This is a genomic window from Streptomyces sp. GDS52, assembly GCF_052246875.1.
Lineage (GTDB): Bacteria > Actinomycetota > Actinomycetes > Streptomycetales > Streptomycetaceae > Streptomyces > Streptomyces cathayae.
In genome coordinates this window covers 5,039,803-5,065,687 of the sequence record NZ_CM125966.1, presented here as the reverse complement: position 1 = coordinate 5,065,687, position 25,885 = coordinate 5,039,803, and the positions used below count along the sequence as shown (strand labels likewise).

General features: G+C 72.5%; 20 protein-coding genes and 1 pseudogene. 14 read left to right on the top strand and 7 right to left on the bottom strand.

What is annotated here, in order from left to right:
* Positions 1–326 precede the first annotated feature (326 nt).
* From ACTWJ9_RS23070 to ACTWJ9_RS23050, 5 genes and pseudogenes are all read right to left on the bottom strand, one after another.
* Positions 327–449: pseudogene (locus tag ACTWJ9_RS23070) on the bottom strand (transposase); the annotation flags it as partial.
* Positions 450–492: 43 nt separating this feature from the next.
* The gene (dnaG, locus tag ACTWJ9_RS23065) at positions 493–2,430 is read right to left on the bottom strand and encodes a DNA primase (protein ID WP_279336172.1); all 1,938 of its coding nucleotides are present in this window, start codon (positions 2,428–2,430) and stop codon (positions 493–495) included.
* Between the two features lie 53 nt (positions 2,431–2,483).
* Positions 2,484–3,749 carry an NAD(P)/FAD-dependent oxidoreductase gene (locus tag ACTWJ9_RS23060; RefSeq protein ID WP_443294716.1) on the bottom strand — a complete coding sequence of 422 codons (1,266 nt, stop codon included), beginning with the start codon at positions 3,747–3,749 and terminating at the stop codon, positions 2,484–2,486.
* Positions 3,750–3,859: 110 nt separating this feature from the next.
* Positions 3,860–5,182, bottom strand: coding sequence for a deoxyguanosinetriphosphate triphosphohydrolase (locus ACTWJ9_RS23055; RefSeq protein ID WP_279336170.1), 1,323 nt, complete (start codon positions 5,180–5,182; stop codon positions 3,860–3,862).
* 9 nt (positions 5,183–5,191) lie between these two features.
* The gene (locus ACTWJ9_RS23050) at positions 5,192–5,971 is read right to left on the bottom strand and encodes a sirohydrochlorin chelatase (RefSeq protein WP_388702017.1); all 780 of its coding nucleotides are present in this window, start codon (positions 5,969–5,971) and stop codon (positions 5,192–5,194) included.
* 232 nt (positions 5,972–6,203) lie between these two features.
* Between ACTWJ9_RS23050 and ACTWJ9_RS23045 the strand changes: the two genes are divergently transcribed.
* The 6 genes from ACTWJ9_RS23045 (at position 6,204) to ACTWJ9_RS23020 (ending at position 11,482) form a co-directional block, all read left to right on the top strand.
* Positions 6,204–6,938 (top strand): SanA/YdcF family protein, encoded by a 735-nt coding sequence (locus ACTWJ9_RS23045; RefSeq protein WP_279336168.1) that lies wholly within the window; start codon positions 6,204–6,206, stop codon positions 6,936–6,938.
* A gap of 29 nt (positions 6,939–6,967) precedes the next feature.
* On the top strand, positions 6,968–7,219 hold the full coding sequence (locus tag ACTWJ9_RS23040) for a hypothetical protein (protein ID WP_279336167.1): 252 nt from the start codon (positions 6,968–6,970) through the stop codon (positions 7,217–7,219).
* Positions 7,216–7,617 carry a DNA-binding protein gene (locus tag ACTWJ9_RS23035; RefSeq protein WP_443294715.1) on the top strand — a complete coding sequence of 134 codons (402 nt, stop codon included), beginning with the start codon at positions 7,216–7,218 and terminating at the stop codon, positions 7,615–7,617. Before ACTWJ9_RS23040 ends, ACTWJ9_RS23035 begins: the two co-directional genes overlap by 4 nt.
* Before the next feature lie 118 nt (positions 7,618–7,735).
* Positions 7,736–9,844 (top strand): molybdopterin oxidoreductase family protein, encoded by a 2,109-nt coding sequence (locus ACTWJ9_RS23030; RefSeq protein WP_443294714.1) that lies wholly within the window; start codon positions 7,736–7,738, stop codon positions 9,842–9,844.
* Positions 9,845–10,107: 263 nt separating this feature from the next.
* The gene (locus tag ACTWJ9_RS23025; RefSeq protein WP_388702020.1) at positions 10,108–10,716 is read left to right on the top strand and encodes a hypothetical protein; all 609 of its coding nucleotides are present in this window, start codon (positions 10,108–10,110) and stop codon (positions 10,714–10,716) included.
* Between the two features lie 115 nt (positions 10,717–10,831).
* Positions 10,832–11,482 carry a class F sortase gene (locus tag ACTWJ9_RS23020; RefSeq protein WP_279336163.1) on the top strand — a complete coding sequence of 217 codons (651 nt, stop codon included), beginning with the start codon at positions 10,832–10,834 and terminating at the stop codon, positions 11,480–11,482.
* Between the two features lie 79 nt (positions 11,483–11,561).
* Here ACTWJ9_RS23020 and ACTWJ9_RS23015 read toward each other — a convergent pair whose 3' ends face one another.
* Positions 11,562–12,344 carry a sulfite exporter TauE/SafE family protein gene (locus ACTWJ9_RS23015; RefSeq protein WP_279336162.1) on the bottom strand — a complete coding sequence of 261 codons (783 nt, stop codon included), beginning with the start codon at positions 12,342–12,344 and terminating at the stop codon, positions 11,562–11,564.
* Positions 12,345–12,507: 163 nt separating this feature from the next.
* On the opposite strand from ACTWJ9_RS23015, the gene ACTWJ9_RS23010 reads away from it, so the two are divergent.
* The 5 genes from ACTWJ9_RS23010 (at position 12,508) to ACTWJ9_RS22990 (ending at position 18,760) form a co-directional block, all read left to right on the top strand.
* On the top strand, positions 12,508–13,824 hold the full coding sequence (locus tag ACTWJ9_RS23010; RefSeq protein WP_443294713.1) for an NAD(P)/FAD-dependent oxidoreductase: 1,317 nt from the start codon (positions 12,508–12,510) through the stop codon (positions 13,822–13,824).
* Positions 13,821–16,427: a nitrite reductase large subunit NirB gene (gene nirB / locus ACTWJ9_RS23005; protein WP_443294712.1), complete on the top strand. Its 2,607-nt coding sequence runs from the start codon at positions 13,821–13,823 to the stop codon at positions 16,425–16,427. The genes ACTWJ9_RS23010 and nirB overlap by 4 nt, the downstream gene beginning before the upstream one ends.
* Positions 16,424–16,774, top strand: a complete 351-nt coding sequence (nirD, locus tag ACTWJ9_RS23000) for a nitrite reductase small subunit NirD (RefSeq protein ID WP_279336159.1) — start codon at positions 16,424–16,426, stop codon at positions 16,772–16,774. Before nirB ends, nirD begins: the two co-directional genes overlap by 4 nt.
* A gap of 163 nt (positions 16,775–16,937) precedes the next feature.
* Positions 16,938–18,095 carry an alkaline phosphatase PhoX gene (locus tag ACTWJ9_RS22995; RefSeq protein ID WP_443294711.1) on the top strand — a complete coding sequence of 386 codons (1,158 nt, stop codon included), beginning with the start codon at positions 16,938–16,940 and terminating at the stop codon, positions 18,093–18,095.
* A 191-nt stretch (positions 18,096–18,286) separates the two neighbouring features.
* The gene (locus tag ACTWJ9_RS22990; RefSeq protein ID WP_443294710.1) at positions 18,287–18,760 is read left to right on the top strand and encodes an excalibur calcium-binding domain-containing protein; all 474 of its coding nucleotides are present in this window, start codon (positions 18,287–18,289) and stop codon (positions 18,758–18,760) included.
* A 143-nt stretch (positions 18,761–18,903) separates the two neighbouring features.
* On the opposite strand, the gene ppdK is transcribed toward ACTWJ9_RS22990, so the two are convergent.
* Positions 18,904–21,651: a pyruvate, phosphate dikinase gene (ppdK, locus tag ACTWJ9_RS22985; protein ID WP_387041510.1), complete on the bottom strand. Its 2,748-nt coding sequence runs from the start codon at positions 21,649–21,651 to the stop codon at positions 18,904–18,906.
* A gap of 529 nt (positions 21,652–22,180) precedes the next feature.
* Between ppdK and ACTWJ9_RS22980 the strand changes: the two genes are divergently transcribed.
* The 3 genes from ACTWJ9_RS22980 (at position 22,181) to ACTWJ9_RS22970 (ending at position 25,881) form a co-directional block, all read left to right on the top strand.
* Positions 22,181–24,013 carry a CDP-alcohol phosphatidyltransferase gene (locus ACTWJ9_RS22980; protein ID WP_443294709.1) on the top strand — a complete coding sequence of 611 codons (1,833 nt, stop codon included), beginning with the start codon at positions 22,181–22,183 and terminating at the stop codon, positions 24,011–24,013.
* 159 nt (positions 24,014–24,172) lie between these two features.
* The gene (locus tag ACTWJ9_RS22975) at positions 24,173–25,744 is read left to right on the top strand and encodes a sodium-dependent transporter (RefSeq protein WP_387041516.1); all 1,572 of its coding nucleotides are present in this window, start codon (positions 24,173–24,175) and stop codon (positions 25,742–25,744) included.
* Positions 25,744–25,881 (top strand): methionine/alanine import family NSS transporter small subunit, encoded by a 138-nt coding sequence (locus ACTWJ9_RS22970; RefSeq protein ID WP_279336155.1) that lies wholly within the window; start codon positions 25,744–25,746, stop codon positions 25,879–25,881. Before ACTWJ9_RS22975 ends, ACTWJ9_RS22970 begins: the two co-directional genes overlap by 1 nt.
* Positions 25,882–25,885: the final 4 nt, after the last annotated feature.

Genomic DNA, 25,885 nt, shown 5'->3' with positions numbered 1-25,885 from the left:
GTCCTCCTGACCGACGGATCGCGCGGCGGGCAGGGACCGGCCGACGCGCCCCTCAGTCAAAGCCACAGCACAGGCGGGCACGATCCGTTCGCAGCACAGAGAAGCGAGCGTCCCCCTGTGCTGGAGCACATACCGTCCGGTGCGCCGGACGTGTGCCGGTCCTCACGCGTCCCACCCGGCTTTCCCTGATCTCGGGAACGGCGAGGCGCGGGCGGCACCCCCCGGAGTTCCGCCGGTGCCTGCGGTCGGCCGGGCAACTGGACCGCGCCGGGCGATCGAGGAGGCGTTCCAGGCCGCGAAGAACGAGCGCGGCCTGGATCAGTTCGGGCCGTCCGGTGCGACAGCCCGAACGAGGCCACGGGCAACTGCTGCCACATGCACCCCGACGTCGCCACGGACACGATCGCGGCCGGCACCTCGCGGTCGCCGTGCCGGCGCCCGCCGCTGCCACCACCGAAAACGCGGCTCAGGACACGAACCGCTGCCGGCGCACTAGAGGGCCGCCGCTCCGTGTTCGCGCAGGGACTGGTCGTACTGCTGGAGGACCCACAGTTCGTTCTGCACGGAGGCCAGTTCGGCGGGGTCGCCCTGGGAGGCGAGCCGGGTCAGCCGGCCGGCGACCTCGCGGACACGGCGCTCGACGGCACGGCGGCGGACGGTGACCAGCTGGGCGCCCGCGTAGTTCTCGTCGACCTCCTTGACGCCCCGGTGCAGCATGATCGCCTCGACGGCGAGTTCGGTGACCATGGCGCGGACGGTGTCGTCGGGGGCGGCGTCGCGGACCCGGATCAGGTACTCCTGCGGGTCCTGGGCGCCGTACTCGGCACCGCCCGCCTCCAGGACGGCCTGGCGCACGGCCGCGTAGACCGGGGCGGTGAACTCGTCGACGCCGTAGGCGTCGAAGGCCGGGGAGACCAGGGCGGGGTGCTGGAGGGCGAGCTTGAGCAGTTCCCGTTCGGTGGCGAAGACGGGGTTGCGCAGGTTGAGGGCGGGGCCCCGCGGGAGTGCGGGCTGCGGGCCGGAGGCGTACTGCTGCGGCCCGCCGTCCCGGCCGCGCTGCCGGCGGTCGTCGGGGGCGGGGCCCTTGCCGCCGCGGTCGCGGGCCCAGCGGGCGAGCTGCGCCACCCGCTTGACCACGAACTGGGTGTCCAGGATGCCGAGCATGCCGGCGAGCTGGACGGCGACCTCGTGCTGGGCGCCGCTGTTCTTGATGCGGGCGACGACCGGGGCGGCCTCGTCGAGGGCGGCGGCGCGGCCGGCCGGGGTGTCCAGGTCGTAGCGGCTCACGATGTGGCGGAGCGCGAACTCGAAGAGCGGGGTGCGGGGTTCGGTGAGATCGGCGACGGCCTCGTCGCCCTTGGCCAGGCGCAGGTCGCAGGGGTCCATGCCGTCGGGTGCGACGGCGATGTAGGTCTCGGCGGCGAACTTCTGGTCGTCCTCGAAGGCGCGCAGGGCCGCCTTCTGGCCGGCCGCGTCACCGTCGAAGGTGAAGATCACCCGGGCCGATCCGTTGTCCATCAGCAGTCGGCGCAGGATCTTGATGTGGTCGTTGCCGAAGGCGGTGCCGCAGGTCGCGATGGCGGTGGTGACACCGGCGAGGTGGCAGGCCATGACGTCGGTGTAGCCCTCGACGACGACCGCGCGGGACGACTTGGCGATGTCCTTCTTCGCCAGGTCGATGCCGTACAGGACCTGGGACTTCTTGTAGATCGCCGTCTCGGGGGTGTTGAGGTACTTGGGGCCGTTGTCCGTCTCGTACAGCTTGCGGGCGCCGAAGCCGACGACCTCGCCGCCGATGTCGCGGATGGGCCACATCAGCCGGCCGCGGAAGCGGTCGATGGGGCCGCGGCGGCCCTCCTGGGACAGGCCGGAGAGCAGCAGTTCCTTGTCGGTGAAGCCCTTGCCGCGCAGGAAGCGGGTGAGGTGGTCCCAGCCCTGGGGGCTGTAGCCGACGGAGAAGTGCCGGGCGGCCTCCTGGTCGAAGCCCCGCTCGGCGAGGAAGGCGCGGCCGGTGTCCGCCTCGGGGGAGGTCGCGAGCTGCTCCACGTACCAGTCGGCGGCGATCCGGTGGGCCTCGACCAGGCGGATGCGCTCGCCGCGCTGGTGGGCCGGGTTGTACCCGCCCTCCTCGTAGCGCAGGGTGATGCCGGCCTGGGCGGCCAGGCGCTCGACCGCCTCGGAGAAGGAGAGGTGGTCGACCTTCATCACGAACGTGATGGTGTCGCCGCCCTCCTGGCAGCCGAAGCAGTGGAAGAGTCCCTTGCTCGGGCTCACCTGGAAGGACGGCGACTTCTCGTCGTGGAACGGGCACAGGCCCTTGAGGTTGCCGCCGCCGGCGCCGCGCAGCTGGAGGTACTCGGACACCACGGCGTCGATCGGGACCGCGTCCCGTACCGCCTTCACGTCCTCGTCGTTGATCCGTCCAGCCACGCTGGAAGTCTACGGTGGTCCGCCGGGAGCCGGATCCGAGGCGTCCGCCCCGGTCAGGGGGCGAGGCTCTCCAGCGGGACGTGCGGGTCGGCCAGGGCGTCCGTGTCCACCGGGGTCCGGGAGCGGATCAGCCGCTGGATCGGGTCCGTGACGTCCCACACGTTGACGTTCATCCCGGCCAGCACCCTGCCCTCCTTGATCCAGAACGCGATGAACTCCCGCTTGCCCGAGTCGCCCCGGATGACGACCTGGTCGTAGGAGCCCGCCGGTGCCCAGCCGGAGTACTCCATCCCCAGGTCGTACTGGTCGCTGAAGAAGTACGGCACCCTGTCGTACGTGACCTCCCGGCCCAGCATGGCGCGGGCCGCGGCCGGGCCGCCGTTGAGGGCGTTGGCCCAGTGCTCGACGCGCATCCGGGTGCCGAACAGGGCGTGCGGGAAGGAGGCGACGTCACCGGCCGCGTGGATGTCCGGGTCGGAGGTGCGCAGCCGCTCGTCGACCAGGATGCCGCCGCCGTCCGCCCGGTCGGCGATCTCCAGGCCCGCCGCCTGGGCGAGGCCGGTGCGCGGGGCGGCGCCGATCGCCGCGAGGACGGCGTGCGCCGGGTGCTCCTCGCCGTCGTCGGTGCGGGCGGCGAGGACCATGCCGTCCTGCCCGGTGATCTCGGTGAGGGTGGCGCCGAAGTGGAAGCGGACGCCGTGGTCGCGGTGCAGGTCGGCGAAGAGCTGGCCGAGCTCGGGGCCGAGGACCGAGTGCAGCGGGGTCTGCCCCCGGTGCACGACGGTGACCTCAGCGCCGTACTCGCGGGCCGCCGCCGCGACCTCCAGGCCGATCCAGCCGGCGCCGGCGATCACCAGGTGGCCGTTGTCCCGGCCCAGGGAGGTCAGGACGCCCTTGAGGCGTTCGGCGTGCGCGAGGCGGCGCAGGTGGTGGACGCCGGCCAGGCCGGTGCCCGGGATGTCCAGGCGGCGGGGCTCGGCACCGTTGGCCAGCAGCAGTTTGTCGTAGCGGACGGTGGTGCCGTCCTCGCCGAAGCGGACGGTCTTCGCGGCGCGGCCGACGGCGTCGACGGTCTGGCCGAGGTGCAGCTCGACGTCGTGGCGCGCGTACCAGGCGGGCTCGTGCACGAAGACGCCGTCGCGTTCCTCCTTGCCGAGGAGGTAGCCCTTGGACAGGGGCGGTCGCTCGTACGGGTGGTCGCGTTCGTCGCAGATCAGCAGGACACGGCCGGTGAAGCCCTCCGTTCGCAGCGTTTCGGCCGCTTTCGCGCCGGCCAGTCCGCCTCCGACGATGACGAATGTCTGATCCGCGTCGACCACGTGATGCCTCCTCTTCGGGGTGCCGCCACCTGTGAGCGTCCCGCACACCGGGTGGTGCGGGAAGGGGGAGTGACCCGATCAGGCCACGGACGGCCTCCTTCGGGCTCTTCTCAACCCTGCCCCCTCAGACGGGTGTGAAGCGAGCGGGCCGAGGCGTCGGTGAGGGACGCGATCTGGTCGACGATCACCCGTTTGCGGGCACGGTCGTCCGGGGCCTGCGCGAACAGCGTGCGGAACTGCGGGTCCAGGCCGTCGGGGGCGCGGGCGGTGAGCGCCTCGGCCAGTTCGACGACGACGATCCGCTGGTCGGCGCGGAGCAGTTCCTGCTCGGCGCGCTGCATGACGTACCGGTCGGCGACCGCCTTGAGGACGGCGCACTCCAGGCGGGTCTCCCGGGGGACGACGAGTTCGGCTCCGTAGCGGGTGAGGCGGCCGCTGCCGAACCGCTGCCGGGTGGCGCCCTCGGCGGCGAGGCAGAAGCGGCCGATGAGCTGGCTGGTGGCGTCCTTGAGGCGGGCCTGGGCGACCGCGGTGCCGTCGTAGCCGTGCGGCCACCACTCCTGGGCGAGGAGCCGGTCGAGCGCCTCGGCGAGTTCCGCCGGGTCGGTGCCGGGGTCGGTGTAGCGGCCGGCGGCGACGGCGAAGACCGCCTGCCGCTCGGGCTCGGCGTGCAGGAGGTTGGGGTCGATGTGGCCGGCGTGCAGGCCGTCCTCCACGTCGTGCACCGAGTAGGCCACGTCGTCGGCCCAGTCCATGACCTGGGCCTCGAAGCAGACGCGGCCTTCGGGGGCGCCCTCGCGGGTCCAGTCGAAGACGGGGCGGTCGTCCTCGTAGACGCCGAACTTCGGGGAGGCCGGGTCGGTGGGGTGGCCGCCCCGGGGCCAGGGGTACTTGGTGGCGGCGTCGAGGGCGGCGCGGGTGAGGTTGAGGCCGACGGAGCCTTCGGGGGTGAACCGTTTGGGTTCGATGCGGGTGAGGAGGCGGAGCGACTGGGCGTTGCCCTCGAAGCCGCCGCAGTCCTCGGCGAACTCGTTCAGCGCCTGTTCGCCGTTGTGGCCGAAGGGCGGGTGGCCCAGGTCGTGGGAGAGGCAGGCGGCCTCCACGAGGTCCGGATCGCAGCCGAGGGCGGCGCCGAGCTCCCGGCCCACCTGGGCGCACTCGAGGGAGTGGGTGAGGCGGGTGCGGGGGCTGGCGTCCCAGAGCGGGCTGGCCGCTCCGGGGGTGACCACCTGGGTCTTGCCGGCCAGGCGGCGCAGGGCCGCGGAGTGCAGCACGCGTGCGCGGTCGCGCTGGAAGGCGGTGCGCCCGGGGCGCTTGTCGGGTTCGGCGGCCCAGCGGGCGACCGAGGGCGGGGCGTAGCCGGGGGGCGGGACGTGGTTCTCGTACTCCTGTGACGCCGGGCCGGTGGGGGCGGGGGTGCGGGTGCCTGCCATGCCTCGACACTACGGGCAGACGGTGACGGCCGGGGTGCGCCCGTACCGCGTCGGGGCCGGGGCGGGGGCCGTGCGGGCCTGGTCGTAGCGGTGGAGGAGGAGGCGGACCAGGGCGGGGTGGGTGCCGAGGGGGGCCGCGGTGATCCAGGGGGACGCCGCCGCGCACTCGGTGGCGAAGCGGCCGGGGGCCGTGAAGCAGGAGGCGACCGCCACGCGGTGGCGGCCCCGGGCGGCCAGGGCGCGCAGGGCGTCGGGGACGGTGGGGGCGGCGGCGGAGGCGTAGGCGGGGACGACGGGCACGCCGAGGCGTTCGGCGAGCAGGCCGGCGGTGCGGGCGGTGTCGCGCCCCGAGCCGGGGCTGCGGGAGCCGGCGGCGGCCAGCACGACCGCGCTCGTACGGCGGGCCGCCTCGTCCGCCGGGGCGCGCCAGCCGGCTTCCGTCAGGCGGGCGTGCAGGGCGTCCACCAGCAGCGGGTGCGGGCCCAGCGGGGCGGCCACGCGCGCGTGCAGCGGGGTGTCCGCGGCCGCCTCGGGGATGTCCCGGGTGACGTGGTGGCCGCGGCTGAGCAGCAGCGGCACCAGCACGGCCGAACCGGCCCCTCGCGCGTGCAGCCCGGCGAGGGTGTCCGGGAGCAGCGGGGCGTTCAGCTCGATGTGCCCCAGGTGCACGGGCAGGCCGGGCCGCAGCGCGCGGACGCGGTCCAGGAGCGCCCGTACGGTGCCCGGCGTGCGCGGATCACGGCTGCCGTGAGCCACGACGACGAGGGGGGTGGTGGGGTGCGCCGTCATGTTCCGATGGTCGCCCAGGGACGTTGCCTCTCCGTTGCACGCGCGTGAGCGGGGCTTTTCCGGTGGTTCACGGCGCGGCCGCGCACCGCGTGAGTCCGTCCGGGCCGCGGCGCCCCCTTCCCGCCCACCGTGAAGCCGATCACAGGGCGCGGCTGAACCGGAGGGCGTGCCGATGCGTCTTCCGAGACCGAGGACCGAGGACCGAGGACCGACCGGGGAGGGTGTCCGTCCGATGCTTGACCTGTTGCGCCGCGTGAGGACCCGCGGGTTCCGCCGACCGTGTATGCCGCGTATGCCGCGCACCCGTACCGGGCAGCGGCGGCTGGTGCAGGCGGGGATGGCGGTGTGCGTCCTGGCGCTGCTCCCGGCGACCTGGATGCACACGGCCGCGGACGGCCGGCTGCGCACCACCGCCGACGTGCCCCGCACGGACGTCGCCGTGGTCTTCGGTGCGGGCCTGTGGGACGAGGAGCCCTCGCCGTATCTCGCCCGCCGGCTGGACGCGGCGGCCGAGCTGTACCGGACGGGCCGGATCGAGGTGGTCCTGGTCACCGGCGACAACAGCCGTGAGGAGTACGACGAGCCGGACGCGATGCGCGCCTATCTGACCCGGCACGGCGTGCCCGGCACCCGGATCGTCAGCGACTACGCGGGCTTCGACACCTGGGACTCCTGCGTCCGCGCGAAGAAGATCTTCGGCGTGGACCGGGCCGTGCTGATCAGCCAGGGCTTCCACATCCGGCGCGCGGTCACGCTGTGCCGGGCGGCCGGCGTCTCCTCGTACGGCGTCGGCGTCGACGACCGCCACGACCTCACCTGGTACTACGGGGGCGTCCGGGAGATCCTGGCCGCGGGCAAGGCGGCGGCGGACGCGGCGTTCCGCCCGGACCCGCACTTCCTCGGGCCGGAGGAACCCGGGGTGCGGCAGGCCCTGGCGGACGTCCGCGCCCCGGAAACCGCGGACTGACGGTGCGCATATCGCGGTATGCTCACACCATGGCAGACACGACACGGATCACGGTGACGCTCCCGGCCGAGCAGGTCGCCGAACTGAAGAAGCTCACCGACAACGTCTCCGGCTACGTCGCTGAAGCGGTGGCGCGTCAGCTTCGGCACCAGTTGCTCGGCGCTGATCTGCTGCGCCATCAGGAGGAGCACGGGGCCTTCACCGAGGAGGAGCTGGCGGAGGCGCACTCCCGGATCTTCGGCACGACGGGAAGCGCCGGACGTCCGGCGAGTGCCGCGTGAACGGTCACATCGAGACCGTCGTCCTGGACTCCCAGGGTCTCTCCGCCTGGATCGCGGAGGATCGCAAGATCCTCGCGATGCTCCAGGTGCTCCACTCCATGGGTTCCGAGATCGTCGTGGGAGCCAACACCATCGTGGAGGTCAGCCACGCGCGCGTGAACCTGCCCCGGCTGCGGTGGGTGCTGTCCCGCGTCAAGGTGGAGGCGGTGACCGAGGCGGCGGCGAAGAGAGCTGCGGAACTGCTCAAGGCCGCAGGCCTGCACGGTCACAAGTACGCGATCGACGCGACGGTCGCGGAGCTGGCTCTGTGCCAACCGGGGCCAGTGGCCCTCCTGACATCCGACCTCGATGACATGTCTCGTCTGTGCGGCGGCCGTGTCCAGCTCGTCGGTGTCTGAGCGGACGCCTCCGCGCCCCCGGCCTCACCGCGCTCCCCCGGTCCCGGGGAGGTAGCCGTGCCCGGGGTGTAACCGGGGGCGGTGCGGGGTGTAACGCGGGGCGCGCAGGCTGGGCGGTATGGAGAGCTCCGGGACGCCCGCGCACTGCCCGTACTGCGCGCTGCAGTGCGGGATGAATCTGGTGCCCGGTGCGGGCGGGACCGTCGAGGTGCGGGAGCGGGCGGACTTTCCGGTGAACCGGGGGGCGCTGTGCGGGAAGGGGCGTACGGCGCCGGCCGTGCTGTCGTCGGACGTGCGGCTGACCTCGCCGTCGGTGCGGTCCGCGGAGGGTGTGCTGGTGCCGGCCTCCTGGGAGGAGGCGCTGGAGCGGGTCGCCGAGGGGCTGGGGCGGACGCGTGCGCAGTACGGGGCGGACGCGGTCGCGGTGTTCGGCGGGGGCGGGCTGACCAACGAGAAGGCGTACGCGCTCGGCAAGTTCGCGCGGGTGGTGCTGGGGACCTCCCAGATCGACTACAACGGGCGGTTCTGCATGTCGTCGGCGGCAGCGGCGGGGGTCAGGGCGTTCGGGCTGGACCGTGGGCTGCCGTTTCCGCTGGAGGACGTTCCGAAGACCGGCTGCGTGATCCTGGTCGGGGCGAACCCGGCGGAGACCATGCCGCCGTCCCTGCGGTACCTCACCGAGCTGAAGGAGAACGGCGGCACGCTGATCGTCGTCGACCCGCGCCGTACGAGGACGGCCGAGCAGGCCGATCTGCATCTGGCGCCCCGCCCCGGTACCGATCTCGCGCTGGCACTGGGCCTGCTGCATCTGGTGGTCGCCGAGGGGCGCACCGACGAGGCGTACGTCCGGGAGCGCACCACCGGCTGGGAGGAGACCCGGGCGGCGGCGATGGCGCACTGGCCGGAGTACGTGGAGCGGATCACGGGCGTGTCCGTGCCCGAACTGCGGGAGGCGGTACGGCTGTTCTGCGATCCGGAGGCGGCGATGGTGCTGACCGCGCGCGGGCCCGAGCAGCAGTCCAAGGGCACCGACACCGTGGGCGCCTGGATCAACCTGTGCCTGGCGACCGGCCGGGCGGGCCGCCCGCTGTCCGGGTACGGGTGCCTGACCGGGCAGGGCAACGGGCAGGGCGGGCGCGAACACGGCCAGAAGGCGGACCAGTTGCCCGGTTATCGCAAGCTGACCGATCCGGCGGCGCGGGCGCATGTGGCCGGGGTGTGGGGCGTGGACCCGGATTCCCTCCCCGGGCCGGGGCGCAGCGCGTACGAACTCCTCGACGCGCTGGGTACGGGCATCCGCTCGCTGCTGCTGATGGGCTCCAACCCGGTGGTGTCGGCGCCGCACGCCGCGCACGTCGAGGAGCGGATCCGCTCGCTGGACTTCCTGGCGGTGTGCGACGTCGTGCTGTCGGAGACGGCGGCGCTCGCCGATGTCGTGCTGCCGGTGACGCAGTGGGCGGAGGAGACGGGGACGACGACGAACCTCGAGGGCCGGGTGCTGCTGCGCCGCCGGGCCCTCGCCCCGCCGGAGGGTGTCCGCAGCGACCTGGAGGTGCTGCACGGGCTGGCCGCCCGGCTCGGTGGCGGACGGGGTGGCCCGGAGAAGGGGTTTCCGACCGAGCCCGAGGAGGTCTTCGAGGAGCTGCGCCGGGCGAGCGCGGGCGGGCCGGCGGACTACTCCGGGATCAGTTACCGGCGGCTGGCGGAGGAGAACGGCGTGTTCTGGCCGTGCCCGGCACCGGCGGGGACCGGGGGCGCCGGGCACCCCGGCACGCCCCGGCTCTTCCTCGACCGGTTCGCCACCGGGGACGGGCGGGCCCGGTTCACGCCCGTCGCGCACCGTGCGAGCGCCGAGGAGCCCGACGACGAGTACCCCGTGCTGCTGACCACCGGCCGGGTCGTGGCGCAGTACCAGTCCGGCGCGCAGACCCGGCGCGTCGAGGAGCTGAACGCCGCCGCGCCCGGCCCGTTCGTGGAACTGCACCCCCGCCTCGCGGAGCGGCTCGGCGTAGCCGAGGGCGATCCGCTGGCCGTGGTGTCCCGGCGGGGCCGGGCGGTGGCACCGGCGCGGATCACCGCCGCGATCCGCCCCGACACCGTGTTCATGCCGTTCCACTGGGCCGGCGAGGGCCGCGCCAACACCCTCACCCACCCCGCCCTGGACCCGATCTCGCGGATGCCGGAGTTCAAGGTCTGCGCGGTACGGGTGGAGGCGGTGACGCCGTGAGCGGGTCACCCGTTCACCGGCGCGCGGGGCGTCCTTCGGCTTCTTGCCCTCGACGGGGCCGCCGTACGTCGCTGACCTGCCGGAACAGCGGGCGGACAGGCTCCGGCCGGGCGGGCCCGACACCCGTTCACCTCATTTCTGACTTTCCTTCAGGAAGCGCGCCGCGCCCGGTGGTACTTACCTCGGACAGGCAGGGACGCGACTGACGGCGGCACATGGGGGTGCCGCGGGCGTGGCCCCTGCGTGAGCTCGAGGGAGCGTCGATGCGAGGTATCGCCCGGTTGCCGGCCTGTCTGCCCGGTGTGGCCGGCCTGCCCGGTGCGGCCGCTCTGGCCGTCCCCGTGCTCGCCCTGGTCGCCGTGGGGCTGCTCGCCGCCCCCGCCGGGTACGCCGGGGAGGCGGACGCCACCCCGGCGGGGCACTCCCGCGGCACGGCGTCCGGGAGCCTGGAGGTGTACCCGTCCTCGGTCGTGGCCGGCGCGCAGGTGACGGTGAACACCGCGGCGTGCGGGGACCACGACACGGTCGCGGGGGACGCCACCACCGTGGGCGCCGGCCGTTTCACCCTGATGCCGAGCGCGCACGAGCGGGACTCGATCGGCCAGTTCCGGGTGCCGCCGGACGCGCGGCCGGGGACGTACGAGATCGTCGCGAAATGCTCCGCCGGCGGGCAGCGGTTGACCGGCGACCTGGTGGTCCGGCTGACGTCCGCGGCCCGGCAGGTTCATCCGCACGGAAGTGTGAAGACGGGGGTCGGCAGTGCCCTGGGCCCCGACCCCGTACAGACCGCGGCCGGCGTGGCGGCACTCGCCGTCGCCGCCGCGGGCGGTACCTGGCTCCTGCATCGCCGGGCGAGAGGCGACGGGATCTGACGGGCACCCTCCGCCGCCCGTCCACCGGTACCGCATGTCCCCTCCCCCTCCGGGTCCGACGCCCCTCGCGGCCCGGAGGGGGGCACGGGGCCGACTCCGAAGAGGTCAGTCCACGATGCGCAGCAGGTTCGGCCGGGCCGGCGGCCCGAGCAGCACGGCCATAGCCTCCGTGAGCGTGCTCGCCCTGTGCTGCGGGCTGTGGCTGCTGCGCGACGCGGCCGAGACGCCCGCCCCGCCCCAGCCCTCCGCCGCCCAGGCCCACTCCGGGCGCGCCGGTCTCGTCCCCGGCCGCCCCGCCGCGCTGCCGTTCTCCCCGCCGGAGAGGATCCGCATCCCCGCGATCGACGTGGACGCGCCGCTGACGGGCCTCTCCCTGACCGGCACCGGCAGCCTCGACGCGCCGCCGCCCGAGCGGAAGAACCTGGCCGGCTGGTACGAGGCCGGCACCGCACCCGGCGAGCGGGGCACCGCGATCGTCGCGGGCCACGTCGACAACGCCGACGGCCCCGCCGTCTTCTACTCCCTGGGCGCCCTGCGCAAGGGCAGCACCGTCGAGGTGGACCGGCTGGACGGCCGCACCGCCGTGTTCACGGTGCACGCCGTGGAGGCGTACGACGCGAGGGACTTCCCCGACGAGCGGGTCTACGGCGCGGCGAAGCGGCCCGAACTGCGGATCATCACCTGCGGCGGCGGCTGGTCACGCACCACCGGCTACCGGGGCAACGTCGTCGTCTACGCCCATCTGACGGGCGGCCGCGGCCGCTGACGCCCACCGGGACGCGACGCGCGTGGCCCCCCGTTGAAGTTCCGCGGCCCGCGCCCCGCCGACCCGCCGCCCCGCGGCCTCAGGCCAGCCACTGCTCGTACGCCATGTTCGCCACCAGGGCGAAGACCACCGTCAGCAGGACGACGCGGACGAAGCCGCTGCCCTTCTTCAGGGCCGTGTGGGCGCCGAGCATGCCGCCCGCGAGGTTGAACACGGCCATCAGGGCCGCCAGCTGCCACAGCACCGCGCCCTGCCAGGCGAACATCGCCAGCGCGCCGGCGTTGGTGCAGCAGTTGACGATCTTCGCGGTGGCGGAGGCGGTGACCAGGTCGAGGTGGAGCAGCGCGGTGAGCGCCAGGACGAGGAACGTACCGGTGCCGGGGCCGATGAGACCGTCGTAGAAGCCGATGCCCAGGCCGCCGAGGCCGATCGCGGCGAGGACGCGGCGGCGCGTGACCGGGCCGGGTGCGGGCGCGGTGCCGAAGGAGGGACGGAGGATGACGAAGGCGGCCACGGCGAGCAGCACCACCATGATCACCGGTTTGAGGACCTCGGTGCTCATCCCGGCGGCGAGGAAGGCGCCGCCCGACGACCCGGCGAGGGCGGCGAGACCGATGCGTACGGCGGTACGGACGTCCACCGGGGCCTTGCGGGCGTAGGTGATCGCCGCGCCCGTGGTGCCGACGATGGCGACCGCCTTGTTGGTGCCCAGCGCGTGCGCGGCCGGGGTGCCGGCGGGCAGGCCCAGCAGCAGGGCCGGCAGGAGCAGCAGTCCGCCGCCACCGACCACGGCGTCGATCCAGCCGGCGGCGAGCGCCGCGAGGCAGAGGAGGACGACGGTGGTCAGCGAGATGTCGGGCATGGCCGTGACCCTATGGACCGGGTAGTTGTGCCGTCCATCGAGATGAGCTTTTCCTGAGGTTGAGCCTCCTCACAGCAGCCCCCCGCCCCTGCTGAGGGCAGCGTTCCGTGCGGGAAACAGCGGTGATGCCACCGGGTAACACCCGCACCGCAGACTCGGGGGCATGACCTCGAACGAGCGTGTGGTGGTGATCGGCACCGGCCTCGCGGGCGTACGTCTCGCCCGGCGGCTCGGCGAGCTCGGCACGCCGGTGACGCTGATCGGCGAGGAGGAGCACCGCCCCTACAACAGGGTGCTGCTCGCCGAGGTGCTGGCCGGACGCTACGGCCCCGAGGTGATCGCCCTGCCGGCACCCGGGGAGCCGGTCCGGGCCCGGGTCACCCGCATCGACCGCGCGGCGCGCACCGTCACCTGCGCGGACGGCTCGGTGATCGGATACGGCCGGCTGGCCCTGGCCACCGGCTCCCAGCCGGTGCTGCCGCCGCTGCGCGGCCTGTTCACCGCGGGCCCCCCTGAGACCGCTGAGACCCCTGAGACCGCTGAGACCGCTGACAGCGCGAACACCGCAGACACCGCAGACACCGCGGCCCGCGAGCTGCCCGAGGGGGTGCACGCCTTCCGCACCATGGACGACTGCCTGGGCCTGGACAAGGCGCTGCGGCCGGGGGTGCGGGCGGTGGTGATCGGCGGCGGGCTGCTCGGGGTCTCCGCGGCCCGCGCCCTCGCCGTGCGCGGCGCGCGGGTCGTCCTCGCCCAGCAGTCCGAGCGGCTCATGGAACACCGGCTCGACCCGGCCGCGTCCGAGCTGGTCGAGCGGCATCTGACCGGCCTCGGCGTCGAGGTGCGCACCGAGTGCCGGGTGCGGGACGTACGCCGCGCCGACGGTGCGGTCCGCTCGGTGCGGTTGGCCGACGGGTACGCCCTCGACGCCGAGGCCGTGGTGCTGGCCTGCGGGGCGCGCCCGCGCACCGGGCTCGCCCGGTCCGCGGGGCTGGAGGTCCGCGAGGGCGTCGTCGTCGACGACGAGCTGCGCACCTCCGACCCGTCCGTCCACGCCGTCGGCGACTGCGTCCAGCACGCCGGCACGGTGTACGGGCTCGCCGCCCCGGCCCTGGAACAGGCCGACGCGCTCGCCGCGCTGCTCGCCGGGGACACCGGCGCCCGCTACACCGGCACCCGCTCCCTGACCCGGCTCACCCTCACCGGCCGCCTCGGGCCCTTCGACCCGGCCGCGTTCGACCTGGCCGCGTTCGGCGAGGCCGAGGCGCTGCCGGGCGACGACGTCGTCCAGCTCACCGACGCCACCCGGGGCACCCACCGCAAGGTCGTCGTCCGCGAGGGCCGCCTGGTCGGCGGGGTCCTGGTCAACGAACTCGGCACCGTCGGCGCCCTCGCCCGCGCCTGGGAGGGAACAGAGCCGCTCCCGTCCGCCGACGGCCCCCTGCTCCACCTGCTCACCCACGACGGAGGCTCCTGTTGACCGCCACCCCGGGAACACCCCCCACCCTCGTGCTCGTCGGCCACGGCATGGTCGGCCAGCGTTTCCTCGAGGCGCTCGCCGAGCGCGGTCTGACCGCCACGCACCGCGTGGTCGTGCTGTGCGAGGAGCCGCGTCCGGCGTACGACCGGGTCCGGCTCACCTCGTACTTCTCGGGGTGCACACCCGAGGAACTGTCCGTGACGGAACCGGAGTTCATCGCGGCCCACGGCATCGAGCTGCATGTCGGCGACCCGGCGGAGACGATCGACCGCGAGGCCCGCGAGGTGACCGCCCGTTCGGGGCTGGTCGTCGGCTACGACGTCCTGGTGCTGGCCACCGGCTCCCACCCGTTCGTGCCGCCGGTGCCGAACAAGGACGCCGAGGGCTGCTTCGTCTACCGCACGATCGAGGACCTGCTCGCGATCGAGGAGTACGCGAGGAGGTCGACGACCGGCGTGGTGGTCGGCGGCGGTCTGCTCGGTCTGGAGGCGGCGGGCGCCCTCAAGGGTCTCGGACTCACCACGCACATCGTGGAGTTCGCCCCGCGCCTGATGCCGGTGCAGGTCGACGAGGGCGGTGGCGCGGCGCTGCTGCGCACCGTCGAGGGCATGGGCCTGGCCGTCCGCACCGGCACCGGTACCCAGGAGATCGTGGCCGGCCCGGACGGCGCGGTCACCGGCATGAAACTGTCCGACGGCTCCGAACTCGCCACCGACCTGGTGGTGTTCTCCGCGGGTGTCCGCCCCCGTGACCAGCTGGCCCGGGACTGCGGCCTCACCGTCGGCGAGCGCGGCGGCGTCGCGGTCGACGAGCAGTGCCGCTCGGTCACCGACCCCCGTGTCTTCGCGATCGGCGAGTGCGCGCTGGCCGCCGACGGCCGGGTGTACGGGCTGGTCGCGCCGGGTTACGAGCAGGCGGAGACGGCGGCGGCGACCCTCGCCGAGGACGAGTCCGCCTTCACCGGCGCCGACCTGTCCACCAAGCTGAAGCTGCTCGGCGTGGACGTGGCGTCCTTCGGCGACGCGCACGGCACCACCGCCGACTGCCTGGACGTCGTCTACTCCGACTCCCGCTCCGGCCTCTACAGGAAACTGGTCGTCGGCCGCGACGGCACTTTGCTCGGCGGCATCCTGGTCGGCGACGCGGACGCGTACGGCACGCTGAGGGCCTTCACCGGCTCGGTGCCGCCGGTCTCACCGGAGTCCCTGGTGCTGCCGGCCGGCGCCGGGAGGCCCGTCGGGCTCGGCCCGTCCGCGCTGCCGGACGAGGCGATCATCTGCTCCTGCAACAACGTCCGCAAGGGCACCGTCCGCGAGGCCGTCACCGAGCACCGGTGCACCACCGTGCCCGAGGTGAAGAGGTGCACCAAGGCCGGTACGACGTGCGGCAGTTGCGTGAAGGTGATCGGCCGACTGGTCGACGCCGAACTGGCGGCGAACGGCGTCGAGGTGGACCAGGGCCTGTGCGGCTGCTTCGCGCAGACCCGCGAGGAGCTGTACGAGATCGTCCGCGCCCTGCGCGTCGCCTCCCACCGGGACCTGCTGGACCGGCACGGCCGTGCGGGCGCCCGCGGCGGCGACGGCTGCGAGGTCTGCAAGCCGGCGGTCGGTTCGATCATCGCCTCCCTCGCCCCGGTGATCGGCGCGAGCACCTACGTCCTGGACGGCGAACAGGCCGCCCTCCAGGACACCAACGACCACTTCCTCGCCAACCTGCAGAAGAACGGATCGTATTCGGTCGTGCCCCGCATCCCCGGCGGTGAGATCGCCCCGGAGAAGCTGATCGTGATCGGCGAGATCGCCCGCGACTTCGGCCTCTACACGAAGATCACCGGAGGTCAGCGCATCGACATGTTCGGCGCGAGGGTCGAGCAGCTTCCGGTGATCTGGGCCCGGTTGGTGAACGCCGGCTTCGAGTCCGGCCACGCCTACGGCAAGTCGCTGCGCACGGTGAAGTCCTGTGTCGGGCAGACCTGGTGCCGCTACGGCGTCCAGGACTCCGTCCGTATGGCGATCGACCTGGAGCTGCGCTACCGGGGCCTGCGCTCCCCGCACAAGCTCAAGTCGGCGGTCTCCGGCTGTCAGCGCGAGTGCGCCGAGGCCCGGTCGAAGGACTTCGGCGTCATCGCCACCGCCCACGGCTGGAACCTGTACGTCGGCGGCAACGGCGGCGCCACCCCACGCCACGCCGACCTGCTCGCGCAGGACCTCTCCGACGCCGGACTGGTCCGCCTGATCGACCGGTTCCTGATGTTCTACATCCGCACCGCCGACCGCCTGGAACGCACCAGCGTCTGGCTGGACCGGATCCCCGGAGGCCTGGACCACGTCCGGGACGTCGTCGTCCACGACTCGCTCGGCATCTGCGACGAACTGGAGGCCCTGATGACCGCCCATGTCGCCCACTACCGCGACGAGTGGGCCGAGACCGTCGACGACCCCGAGAAGCTGGCCCGGTTCGTGTCCTTCGTGAACGCGCCCGGCACCCCCGACCCGGTGGTCGCCTTCGTCTCCGAGCGCGACCAGATGAAGCCCGACCTGCCGCTGCTGACCATCGGCCTGCGACCCGCCGACGACCCCCTGGAAGGAACCGCCGCGCGATGACCCTGACACCGGAGACCACCGGTCTGAAGGTTCGACTCCGCCTGACGGACGACTGGTTCACGGTCTGCGACCTGAGCACGCTGCTCCCCGGCCGCGGCGTGGCGGCCCTGCTGCCCGACGGCCGCCAGGCCGCCGTCTTCACCGACCGCACCGGCGCCCTGTACGCCGTCGACAACCGTGACCCCTTCACCGGCGCGGCGGTCCTCTCCCGCGGCCTGACCGGCACCCACCACGGCCGCCCCTTCGTCGCCTCCCCCCTCCTGAAGCAGCGCTTCGACCTGGAGACGGGCCGGTGCCTGGACGACGACACGGTCCGGCTGACGACGTACGAGACCAAGGCGGCGTGAGCCCGCGGAAAGCCGGGCGCGCGGGTCGGGGCGGCGCCCGGAACGGTCACCCGCCGGTACGCCTTCAGTCATGAGGTGTCCATGCCGACCCCGTAGGTTCCGTGACCGCACGACCCCGTCACCGACCGGTGGCGGGACGGTTCCCGGCACCTCAGGAGCGGCAGTGGAACGTCGTACCTTCCTTCGTGCGAGCGCCATGGGCGGCACCGGCGCGGTCCTCGGCGGCGCACTCTGGCACAGCGCCGCGTACGCGGCGCCCGCCCAGCCCGGCACGGGCCCCTACGGTGCGCTCGACGCGGCGGACGCCAACGGGATCCGGCTGCCGGCCGGGTTCACCAGCAGGGTGATCGCCCGTTCCGGCCAGCAGGTCCCGGGCACCTCGTACACCTGGCACAACGCCCCCGACGGCGGCGCCTGTTACGCGGACGGCAGTGGCTGGATCTACGTCTCCAACTCGGAGATCAACCCGTCCGGCGGCGCGGGCGCGGTGCGCTTCTCGGCCACCGGCGCCGTCACGGGCGCCTACCGCATCCTGTCCGGCACCCGGCAGAACTGCGCGGGCGGCAGCACCCCGTGGAACACCTGGCTGTCCTGCGAGGAGGTGGACCGCGGCTACGTCTACGAGACCGACCCGTGGGGAACGAAGGCGGCGGTCCGCCGGGACGCGATGGGCCGCTTCAAGCACGAGGCGGCGGCCGTCGACCCGGTCCGCAGGGCCGTCTACCTGACCGAGGACGTCTCGGACAGCTGCTTCTACCGCTTCCGGCCGACGACGTGGGGCGATTTGTCCTCCGGCACGCTGGAGGTACTGGTGGGGGGCAGCGGCACCAGCGGTCCGGTGAGCTGGGCGCGGGTCCCCGACCCGTCCGGCGCCACCGCCACCCGCAACCAGGTCTCCGGCGCCAAGCGCTTCAACGGCGGCGAGGGCTGCCACTACGCGAACGACACCTGCTGGTTCACCACCAAGGGCGACAACCGCGTCTGGCAGTACAACGCCTCCGCCCAGACCATCGAACTCGCCTACGACGACTCCCTGGTCCCGGGCGGTGCCGCCCCCCTGACCGGCGTCGACAACGTCACCGGCTCCTCCTCGGGCGACCTGTTCGTGGCCGAGGACGGCGGCAACATGGAGATCTGCGTCATCACCCCCGACGACGTCGTGGCCCCCTTCCTCCGGGTGAACGGCCAGTCCGGCTCCGAGATCACCGGCCCGGCCTTCTCCCCGGACGGCACCCGCCTGTACTTCTCCAGCCAGCGCGGCACCAGCGGCAGTTCGTCCGGCGGCATCACCTACGAGGTGAAGGGCCCGTTCCGCATCTGACCGCTCCCCCGCTCGTGCGGGCGCGGTGCACGGACCGCGCCCGCATGAGCGGAGAGCTACCGTCCGGTCACGTCACGTTCGCATCACGGGTCCACCGAACCTCCACACCTCCCCCCGGTCACTCCCCTACCGTCGGCAGCTCACACCCGGCAGACCGCCCCGGACGGGGGCATGCCGCCGGATATCCGCACATGGCTGGGAGTCTCCCCGTGAACCTGTCCTGCAAGTCCGCCGCCGTGACCGTCGCCGCGCTCGCACTGGCCGCACTGCCCCTCACCACCGCCACGGCCCACGAGGGCAGCCACCCGTTCAAGAACTGCACCGAGGCGTACGACGCCGGGTACAAGAACATCGAGGTGGGCGACGAGCACTACGGCAAGCACCTGGACCGCGACGGCGACGGCGTCGGCTGCGACCAGGCACCGGCGGGCTTCGTCCCCGTCGGCGACAAGGACACCGCCACGGACAGCGGCTCGGACGCCGGAGCCGGCGGCTCCGGCTCCGGCTCCGACGACAAGGGCAGCACCGAAAAGGGCGGCGGCACCGACCTCGCCGAGACCGGCGGCAACAGCGCCACCCCGTACCTCGCGGCCGGCGGCGCGGCCGTCGTCCTGGCGGGCGGCGGGGTGCTGTTCGCGGCGCGCCGGCGCCGCGGCACGAACTGACCCGCGCCGGACCGAGGGCACGGGAAACGGCGGCACCCCCGCACGGGTGCCGCCGTTTCCTTTCGTGATCCGGAGCCGTTGCCGATCGGTGAGGGTGGTCGGGTGACAGGCAACGGCTCCGGGGCTGGCTCACCCCGGAGGGGTCAGCGGTGGTCGCTGCCGTTCGAGGTGACCGCGGCGCGGCCGGCCTCCAGGCGGGCGACGGGGATGCGGAACGGGGAGCAGGAGACGTAGTCCAGGCCGACCTGGTGGAAGAAGTGGACCGACTCCGGGTCGCCGCCGTGCTCGCCGCAGACGCCGAGCTTGAGGCCGGGGCGGGTGGCGCGGCCGGCCTCGGCGGCCAGCTTCACCAGGGAGCCGACGCCGTCCTTGTCGATCGTCTCGAACGGAGAGACCCCGAAGATGCCCTTCTCCAGGTAGGCCGTGAAGAAGCTGGCCTCCACGTCGTCCCGGCTGAAGCCCCACACCGTCTGGGTGAGGTCGTTGGTGCCGAAGGAGAAGAACTCGGCGGCCTCGGCGATCTGGCCGGCGGTCAGGGCGGCGCGCGGCAGCTCGATCATCGTGCCGATGGCGAGCTTCAGCTGCGTGCCGGTGGTCTGCTCGACCTCCGCGATGACCTGGTCGGCCTCCTCGCGGACGATCTCCAGCTCCTGGACCGTGCCGACCAGCGGGATCATGATCTCGGCACGCGGGTCGCCCTTGGCCGCCCGGCGCTCGGCCGCCGCTTCGGCGATGGCCCGCACCTGCATGGTGAACAGGCCGGGGATGACCAGGCCGAGGCGGACTCCGCGCAGGCCCAGCATCGGGTTCTGCTCGTGCAGCCGGTGCACGGCCTGGAGCAGGCGCAGTTCGTTCTCGTGCGGCTCCTGCCGGGACTCGGCGAGCGCCACCCGGACCGACAGCTCGGTGATGTCGGGCAGGAACTCGTGCAGCGGCGGGTCGAGGAGCCGGATGGTGACCGGGAGGCCGTCCATCGCCTCGAACAGCTCGACGAAGTCCTGCTTCTGGTGCGGCAGCAGCGCCTTGAGGCACTCCTCGCGCTCGTCCTGGGTGTCGGCCAGGATCAGCCGCTCCACCAGCTCGCGCCGGTCGCCGAGGAACATGTGCTCGGTGCGGCACAGGCCGATGCCCTGGGCGCCGAAGCGGCGGGCGCGCAGCGCGTCCTCGGCGTTGTCGGCGTTGGCGCGCACCCGCAGCCGGCGCTTGCGGTCGGCGAAGGCCATCATCCGGTGGACCGCCTCGACCAGTTCGTCGGCGTCGTCGGCGCCCGGGTGCATCCGGCCCTCGAAGTACTCCACGACCGGTGACGGTACAACGGGTACCTCACCGAGGTAGACCTTGCCGGTGGAGCCGTCGATGGAGATCAGGTCGCCTTCCTCGACGACGTGCCCGCCGGGGACGGTCATCCGGCGGCGCTTGGTGTCGACCTCCAGCTCCTCCGCGCCGCACACACAGGTCTTGCCCATGCCGCGGGCGACGACGGCGGCGTGCGAGGTCTTGCCGCCGCGGGAGGTGAGGATGCCCTCGGCGGCGATCATGCCGTCCAGGTCGTCGGGGTTGGTCTCCCGGCGGACCAGGATGACCTTCTCGCCGGAGCGGGACCACTTGACGGCCGTGTACGAGTCGAAGACCGCCTTGCCGACCGCCGCGCCCGGCGAGGCCGCGATGCCGCGCCCGACCTTCTCGACCTTCGCCTCCTCGTCGAAGCGCGGGAACATCAGCTGGGCGAGCTGGGCGCCGGTGACGCGGGTGAGCGCCTCGGCCTCGTCGATCAGGCCCTGGTCCACCAGCTGGGTGGCGATGCGGAAGGCCGCGCCCGCGGTGCGCTTGCCGACGCGGGTCTGGAGCATCCACAGCTGGCCGCGCTCGATGGTGAACTCGATGTCGCAGAGGTCCTTGTAGTGGTTCTCCAGCGTCTCCATGATCTGCATCAGCTGGTCGTACGACTTCTTGTCGATCTGCTCCAGATCGGCGAGCGGCACGGTGTTGCGGATGCCCGCGACCACGTCCTCGCCCTGCGCGTTCTGCAGGTAGTCGCCGTAGACGCCCTGGTGGCCGGAGGCGGGGTCGCGGGTGAAGGCGACGCCGGTGCCGGAGTCCGGGCCGAGGTTGCCGAAGACCATGGAGCAGACGTTGACGGCCGTGCCCAGGTCGTGCGGGATGCGCTCCTGACGGCGGTAGAGCTTGGCCCGGTCGGTGTTCCAGGAGTCGAAGACCGCGTGGATGGCGAGGTCCATCTGCTCACGCGGATCCTGCGGGAAGTCCCGGCCGGCCTCGGTCTTGACGATCTTCTTGAACCTGGTGACCAGCTTCTTGAGGTCGGCGGCCTCCAGCTCGGTGTCGACCGTGACCTTCTTGGCCGTCTTCGCCGCCTCCAGCGCGTCCTCGAAGAGGTCGCCGTCGACGCCGAGGACGGTCTTGCCGAACATCTGGATGAGACGCCGGTAGGAGTCCCAGGCGAAACGGTCGTCGCCGGCCTGCTTGGCCAGGCCCTGGACGGACTTGTCGGAGAGGCCGATGTTCAGGACGGTGTCCATCATGCCGGGCATGGAGAACTTCGCCCCGGAGCGGACCGACACCAGGAGGGGGTCCTCGGCCTGGCCGAGCTTCTTGCCCATCGCCGCTTCGAGTGCGTCGAGGTGCGCACTCACCTCGTCACGCAGTGCCGCCGGTTCCTCACCGCTGTCCAGGTAGACCTTGCAGGCTTCCGTGGTGATGGTGAAGCCGGGAGGGACGGGGAGGCCCAGATTGGTCATCTCGGCGAGGTTCGCGCCTTTCCCGCCGAGAAGGTCCTTGAGGTCCTTGTTGCCCTCGGTGAAGTCGTAGACGAACTTCACGCCCTCAACACTCCCGCCCTGCTGGGTTCCATGGAGATCTTTGTTTTCCGACACGGGTCTCGACTCCTCGAGGACGCGGTGGCTGCCCTGACGAGCAGGAACATACCCAGATCAAAGGCGTATGGGTACGTCCACACGTCCACCATGCGGCTGGGACCCCTCTGCCGCCACTGGATCAAAAGTCAAAGGCAAGTCAAGGTTCGGCAAGAAATCGCCGCTCCATGTGTTCACTTCTTGAACGCAAGGATTCCGGATTGCACGCTCTACGCGCTCATCTGAGCGATGTTCGGCACGTTTGTTTTCGCTCGATGAACGATCAGGAGATGGCACTGGGTGCCATCCTTTGAGAAATGCAGCCGCCCATGATCCGCTCATCTGAGCGCCCCCCTGATCAAGGGTGGCGAGAATCACGCCGTCACGGTCGCCGGAATTTCACCATGCGGACGCCTCTCGTACCCCCGGTCCGCACGGCGGGACGGACCGTTGAACGAACCGGCCCGCACACCCGTACGGAACTGTGGCGGATCCGGACCCCCACGCCGGGTCCGCCTCCTCACCGGGTTTTGCACGGAAGGACCTCCGGGTGCCTGTCTTCACACGCCTGCACCGGCCGACACGGACCACCGAAGAGAAACGAGGGGACCGCAAGCGGGGCGAGAAGCAGGGGGAGGAGACCCGCCCCACCTCTCCGGTCATCCGCGCCTTCCGCCCGCTCGGCGCCTTCCCTCCGCTCAGCGCCTTCCGCACCCGCTGCGCCGCGCTGCGCGACCGGCACCCCCGCGCCGTACGCGCCGCCCGCCTGACCCTGCACCTCCTCGCCGCCGCGCTGGTGCTCGGCGCCCTTCTGCTGCCCAACACCGCCGGCGCCCTGCGCCCCGACCGGTTCACCCGGATACCGGCCGAGGCGATCATCGGGGCCGCGCTGCTCCCCGCCCTGCCGCGCCGGCCCCGGATCGTCGCGGCCGCGCTGTACGGGGTCGGCCTCGCCGTGCTGACCGTGCTGAACCTGCTGGACATCGGGTTCAAGGAGTACCTGGGCCGGGGCTTCAACCTGGTCCTCGACTGGGGGCTGCTCGACGACGCCCTGGCCTATGTCGAGGACTCGATGGGCCCCGCGACCGCCACGGCCGCCACCCTCGGCGCGATCACCCTCACCCTGCTCCTGGTGGTCGTGATGGCGCTGGCCGCCGTCCGGCTGAGCGAGCTGCTGGCCCGGCACCGCGCGCGGGCCACCCGGGGCACCCTCGTCGCGGGCACCGTGTGGATCACCTGCACCGCCCTGGGTGTGCAGGTCCTCGGTACGCCGGTCGCCTCCGACCGGGCCTCGACGGCGGTGAAGGTGCAGGCCCGGCGCGTGGTGAACACACTGCACGACGAGGCGCAGTTCGAGAAGGTGGCGCGGTCCGACACCTTCGCGGCCACACCCCCCGACCGGCTCCTGCCCGACCTGCGCGGCAAGGACGTGCTCATCACGTTCATCGAGAGCTACGGCCGCACCGCCCTGGAGGACCCGGTGATCGCCCCCGGCGTCACCCGCACCCTCGACACCGGCACCGAGACCCTCGCGGAGGCGGGGTACCGGGCCCGGAGCGGCTGGCTGACCTCGGCGACGTTCGGCGGCAGCAGCTGGCTCGGCCACTCGACGGCACTGTCCGGCCTGTGGATCGACAACCAGCAGCGCTACCGCACCGCCACCTCGAACGACCGCCTCACCCTCACCAAGGCGTTCCAGAAGTCCGGGGCGTGGGACACCGTCGGCGTCATGCCGGGCGTCCAGAAGGGCTGGCCCGAGGCGCAGTGGTTCGGCCTCGACAAGGTCTACAACGCCTTCCAACTGGGTTACCAGGGACCGAAGTTCAGCTGGTCGACGATGCCGGACCAGTACACCCTCGAAGCCTTCCAGCACCTGGAGCACGGCAAGGAGCGCGACCGGGGCAGGAACCTGATGGCGGAGATCATCCTGACCTCCAGTCACCAGCCCTGGGCGCCCCTGCCCGAGATGGTCGGCTGGGACGAACTCGGCGACGGCTCCGTCTTCGAGGCCATCCAGCAGGCGGGGAAGGACCCCGGCAGTCTGATGACGGACACCACCAAGTCCCGTCAGGAGTACGGCAGGTCGGTCACGTACTCGGTGACCGCCCTCACCCAGTGGCTGGAGCGCTACGGCACCGACGACACCGTCCTCGTCTTCCTCGGCGACCACCAGCCCGTCGCCCGGGTCAGCGGCCTGCGGGCGAGCCGGGACGTGCCGGTGACGATCGTCGCCAAGGACCCGAAGGTGCTGGAGAGGATCGCCGACTGGAACTGGACGGAGGGCCTCAGGCCGGCCGAGGACGCGCCCGTGTGGAAGATGGACGCGTTCCGTGACCGTTTCCTGAAGGCCTACGGTTCCGTCCCGCACCCGACCGGACGCTGAATCGTGATCGGCCGCGCAACCCCCGCGTGACCTCGGACGATACCCCGTACCGGGCCCGGCGGCGGCGCACGTGACCGTTATCCGGATACCTCTGTTCACCAGGCGTTCCTGTTGCTAGCGTGCCGCGCTACGCAAAAAAATGACCAAGGAACCGTGATCATGTCCAGTCCTTCCCGTGAGCAGTGGGGAAGTCGCACAGGCTTCCTGTTCGCCGCGATCGGATCGGCGATCGGCCTCGGCAACATCTGGCGCTTCCCCGCCGTTGCCTACGAGAACGGCGGCGGGGCCTTCCTCCTGCCGTATCTCGTCGCGCTGCTGACCGCCGGTATCCCGTTGCTCATCCTCGAGTACTCGATCGGCCACAGATACCGGAAGTCGCCCCCGGCGGCCTTCCGCAAGCTGTCCAGGCCCGCGGAGGTGATCGGCTGGTGGCAGGTCGCGATCTGTTTCGTGGTCGCCGCCTACTACGCCGTGATCCTCGCCTGGGCGGTGCGCTACATCGGCTACTCCTTCGGCGAGCAGTGGGGCAGCGACGCCAACGCCTTCTTCTTCGGCGAGTTCCTCCAGGCCGCCGAGACCCCCGGCCCCGTGTCCTCCTACGTCGACGGTGTCCTCTGGCCGCTCATCGCGGTCTGGGTGGTCGTCCTGGTCATCCTGGCGCTCGGCATCCGCAACGGGATCGAGAAGGCCAACAAGTTCTTCATCCCGCTGCTGGTGCTCTTCTTCGTCGTCCTGGTCGGCCGTGCGCTCACACTCGACGGCGCCGGCAAGGGACTGGACGGGCTGTTCCGGCCGGACTGGTCGGCGCTCGGCGACGGCAGCGTGTGGGTCGCCGCGTACGGACAGATCTTCTTCTCGCTGTCCATCGGCTTCGGCATCATGATCACGTACGCCTCGTACCTGCGGAAGCGCTCGGACATCACCGGCTCCGCGATGGTCGCCGGCTTCGCCAACAGCGCCTTCGAGATCCTCGCGGGCATCGGGGTGTTCGCCACCCTCGGCTTCATGGCCGCGGCCCAGGGCGTCGGGGTCAACGAGGTCGCGAGCTCCGGCATCGGCCTGGCGTTCGTGGCGTTCCCGACGGTCATCTCCCAGATGCCGATGGGCGCACTGTTCGGCGTGCTGTTCTTCGCCTCGCTGGTGCTGGCCGGTCTCACCTCGCTGATCAGCATCGTGCAGGTCGTCATCGCCGCCGTGCAGGACCGCACCGGTATCCGCCGGGTCCCGGCGGTCCTGGGCGTCGGCGGGGCCATCGCCCTGGTGTCGATCCTCGTCTTCCCGACCGACAGCGGCATCTACCTGCTGGACGCGGCGGACCACTTCATCAACCAGTACGGCATCACGCTCGCCGCGCTGGTCGTGCTCGTCGTCGTGGGCTGGCTGCTGCGGCGGCTGCCCGCCCTCCAGAAGCACGCCAACGACATCTCCACGATGCGGGTCGGCCGCTGGTGGCTGATCTGCCTCGGCATCGTCACCCCGCTGGTGCTCGGCTGGATGATGGTCGACAGCCTGCGGGCGGAGTTCGCCGAGAACTACGCGGGCTACCCGACGGAGTTCCTGCTCTGGGCGGGCTGGGGCGTCGCCGCGGCGGCACTGCTCGTCGGCGTGATCCTCAGTCTGGTGCCCTGGCGCTCCGCCGACGCCGAAGTCGACGCCGAAGCCGATGCCGAAGCCGAGGCAGGCCTGGAGGCGGGCTCCGGCTCCGAGGTACTGGAAGGGGGGAAGAACTGATGTCGACGAGTGCGATCATCATGCTGATCGTGGCCATCGTGATCGTCTGGGGCGGTCTGGTGGGCGCCATCATCCACCTGCGCCGCCACCCCGAGCGTCCCGAGGACGACGCGGCCCCGGCGCAGCCGACGGCCTGAGCGG

Excerpts from the sequence above, each read along its gene's own strand:
- ACTWJ9_RS23050 (WP_388702017.1), bottom strand. The coding sequence starts at position 5,971 with ATGACGGCGCACCCCACCACCCCCCTCGTCGTCGTGGCTCACGGCAGC.
- ACTWJ9_RS22975 (WP_387041516.1), top strand. The coding sequence starts at position 24,173 with ATGTCCAGTCCTTCCCGTGAGCAGTGGGGAAGTCGCACAGGCTTCCTG.
- nirD (WP_279336159.1), top strand. The coding sequence starts at position 16,424 with ATGACCCTGACACCGGAGACCACCGGTCTGAAGGTTCGACTCCGCCTG.
- ACTWJ9_RS22990 (WP_443294710.1), top strand. The coding sequence starts at position 18,287 with ATGGCTGGGAGTCTCCCCGTGAACCTGTCCTGCAAGTCCGCCGCCGTG.
- ACTWJ9_RS22970 (WP_279336155.1), top strand. The coding sequence starts at position 25,744 with ATGTCGACGAGTGCGATCATCATGCTGATCGTGGCCATCGTGATCGTC.
- ACTWJ9_RS23025 (WP_388702020.1), top strand. The coding sequence starts at position 10,108 with ATGCGAGGTATCGCCCGGTTGCCGGCCTGTCTGCCCGGTGTGGCCGGC.
- ACTWJ9_RS23040 (WP_279336167.1), top strand. The coding sequence starts at position 6,968 with ATGGCAGACACGACACGGATCACGGTGACGCTCCCGGCCGAGCAGGTC.
- ACTWJ9_RS23055 (WP_279336170.1), bottom strand. The coding sequence starts at position 5,182 with ATGGCAGGCACCCGCACCCCCGCCCCCACCGGCCCGGCGTCACAGGAG.
- ACTWJ9_RS23015 (WP_279336162.1), bottom strand. The coding sequence starts at position 12,344 with ATGCCCGACATCTCGCTGACCACCGTCGTCCTCCTCTGCCTCGCGGCG.
- ACTWJ9_RS23045 (WP_279336168.1), top strand. The coding sequence starts at position 6,204 with ATGCTTGACCTGTTGCGCCGCGTGAGGACCCGCGGGTTCCGCCGACCG.
- ACTWJ9_RS23030 (WP_443294714.1), top strand. The coding sequence starts at position 7,736 with ATGGAGAGCTCCGGGACGCCCGCGCACTGCCCGTACTGCGCGCTGCAG.
- ACTWJ9_RS23020 (WP_279336163.1), top strand. The coding sequence starts at position 10,832 with ATGCGCAGCAGGTTCGGCCGGGCCGGCGGCCCGAGCAGCACGGCCATA.
- ACTWJ9_RS23010 (WP_443294713.1), top strand. The coding sequence starts at position 12,508 with ATGACCTCGAACGAGCGTGTGGTGGTGATCGGCACCGGCCTCGCGGGC.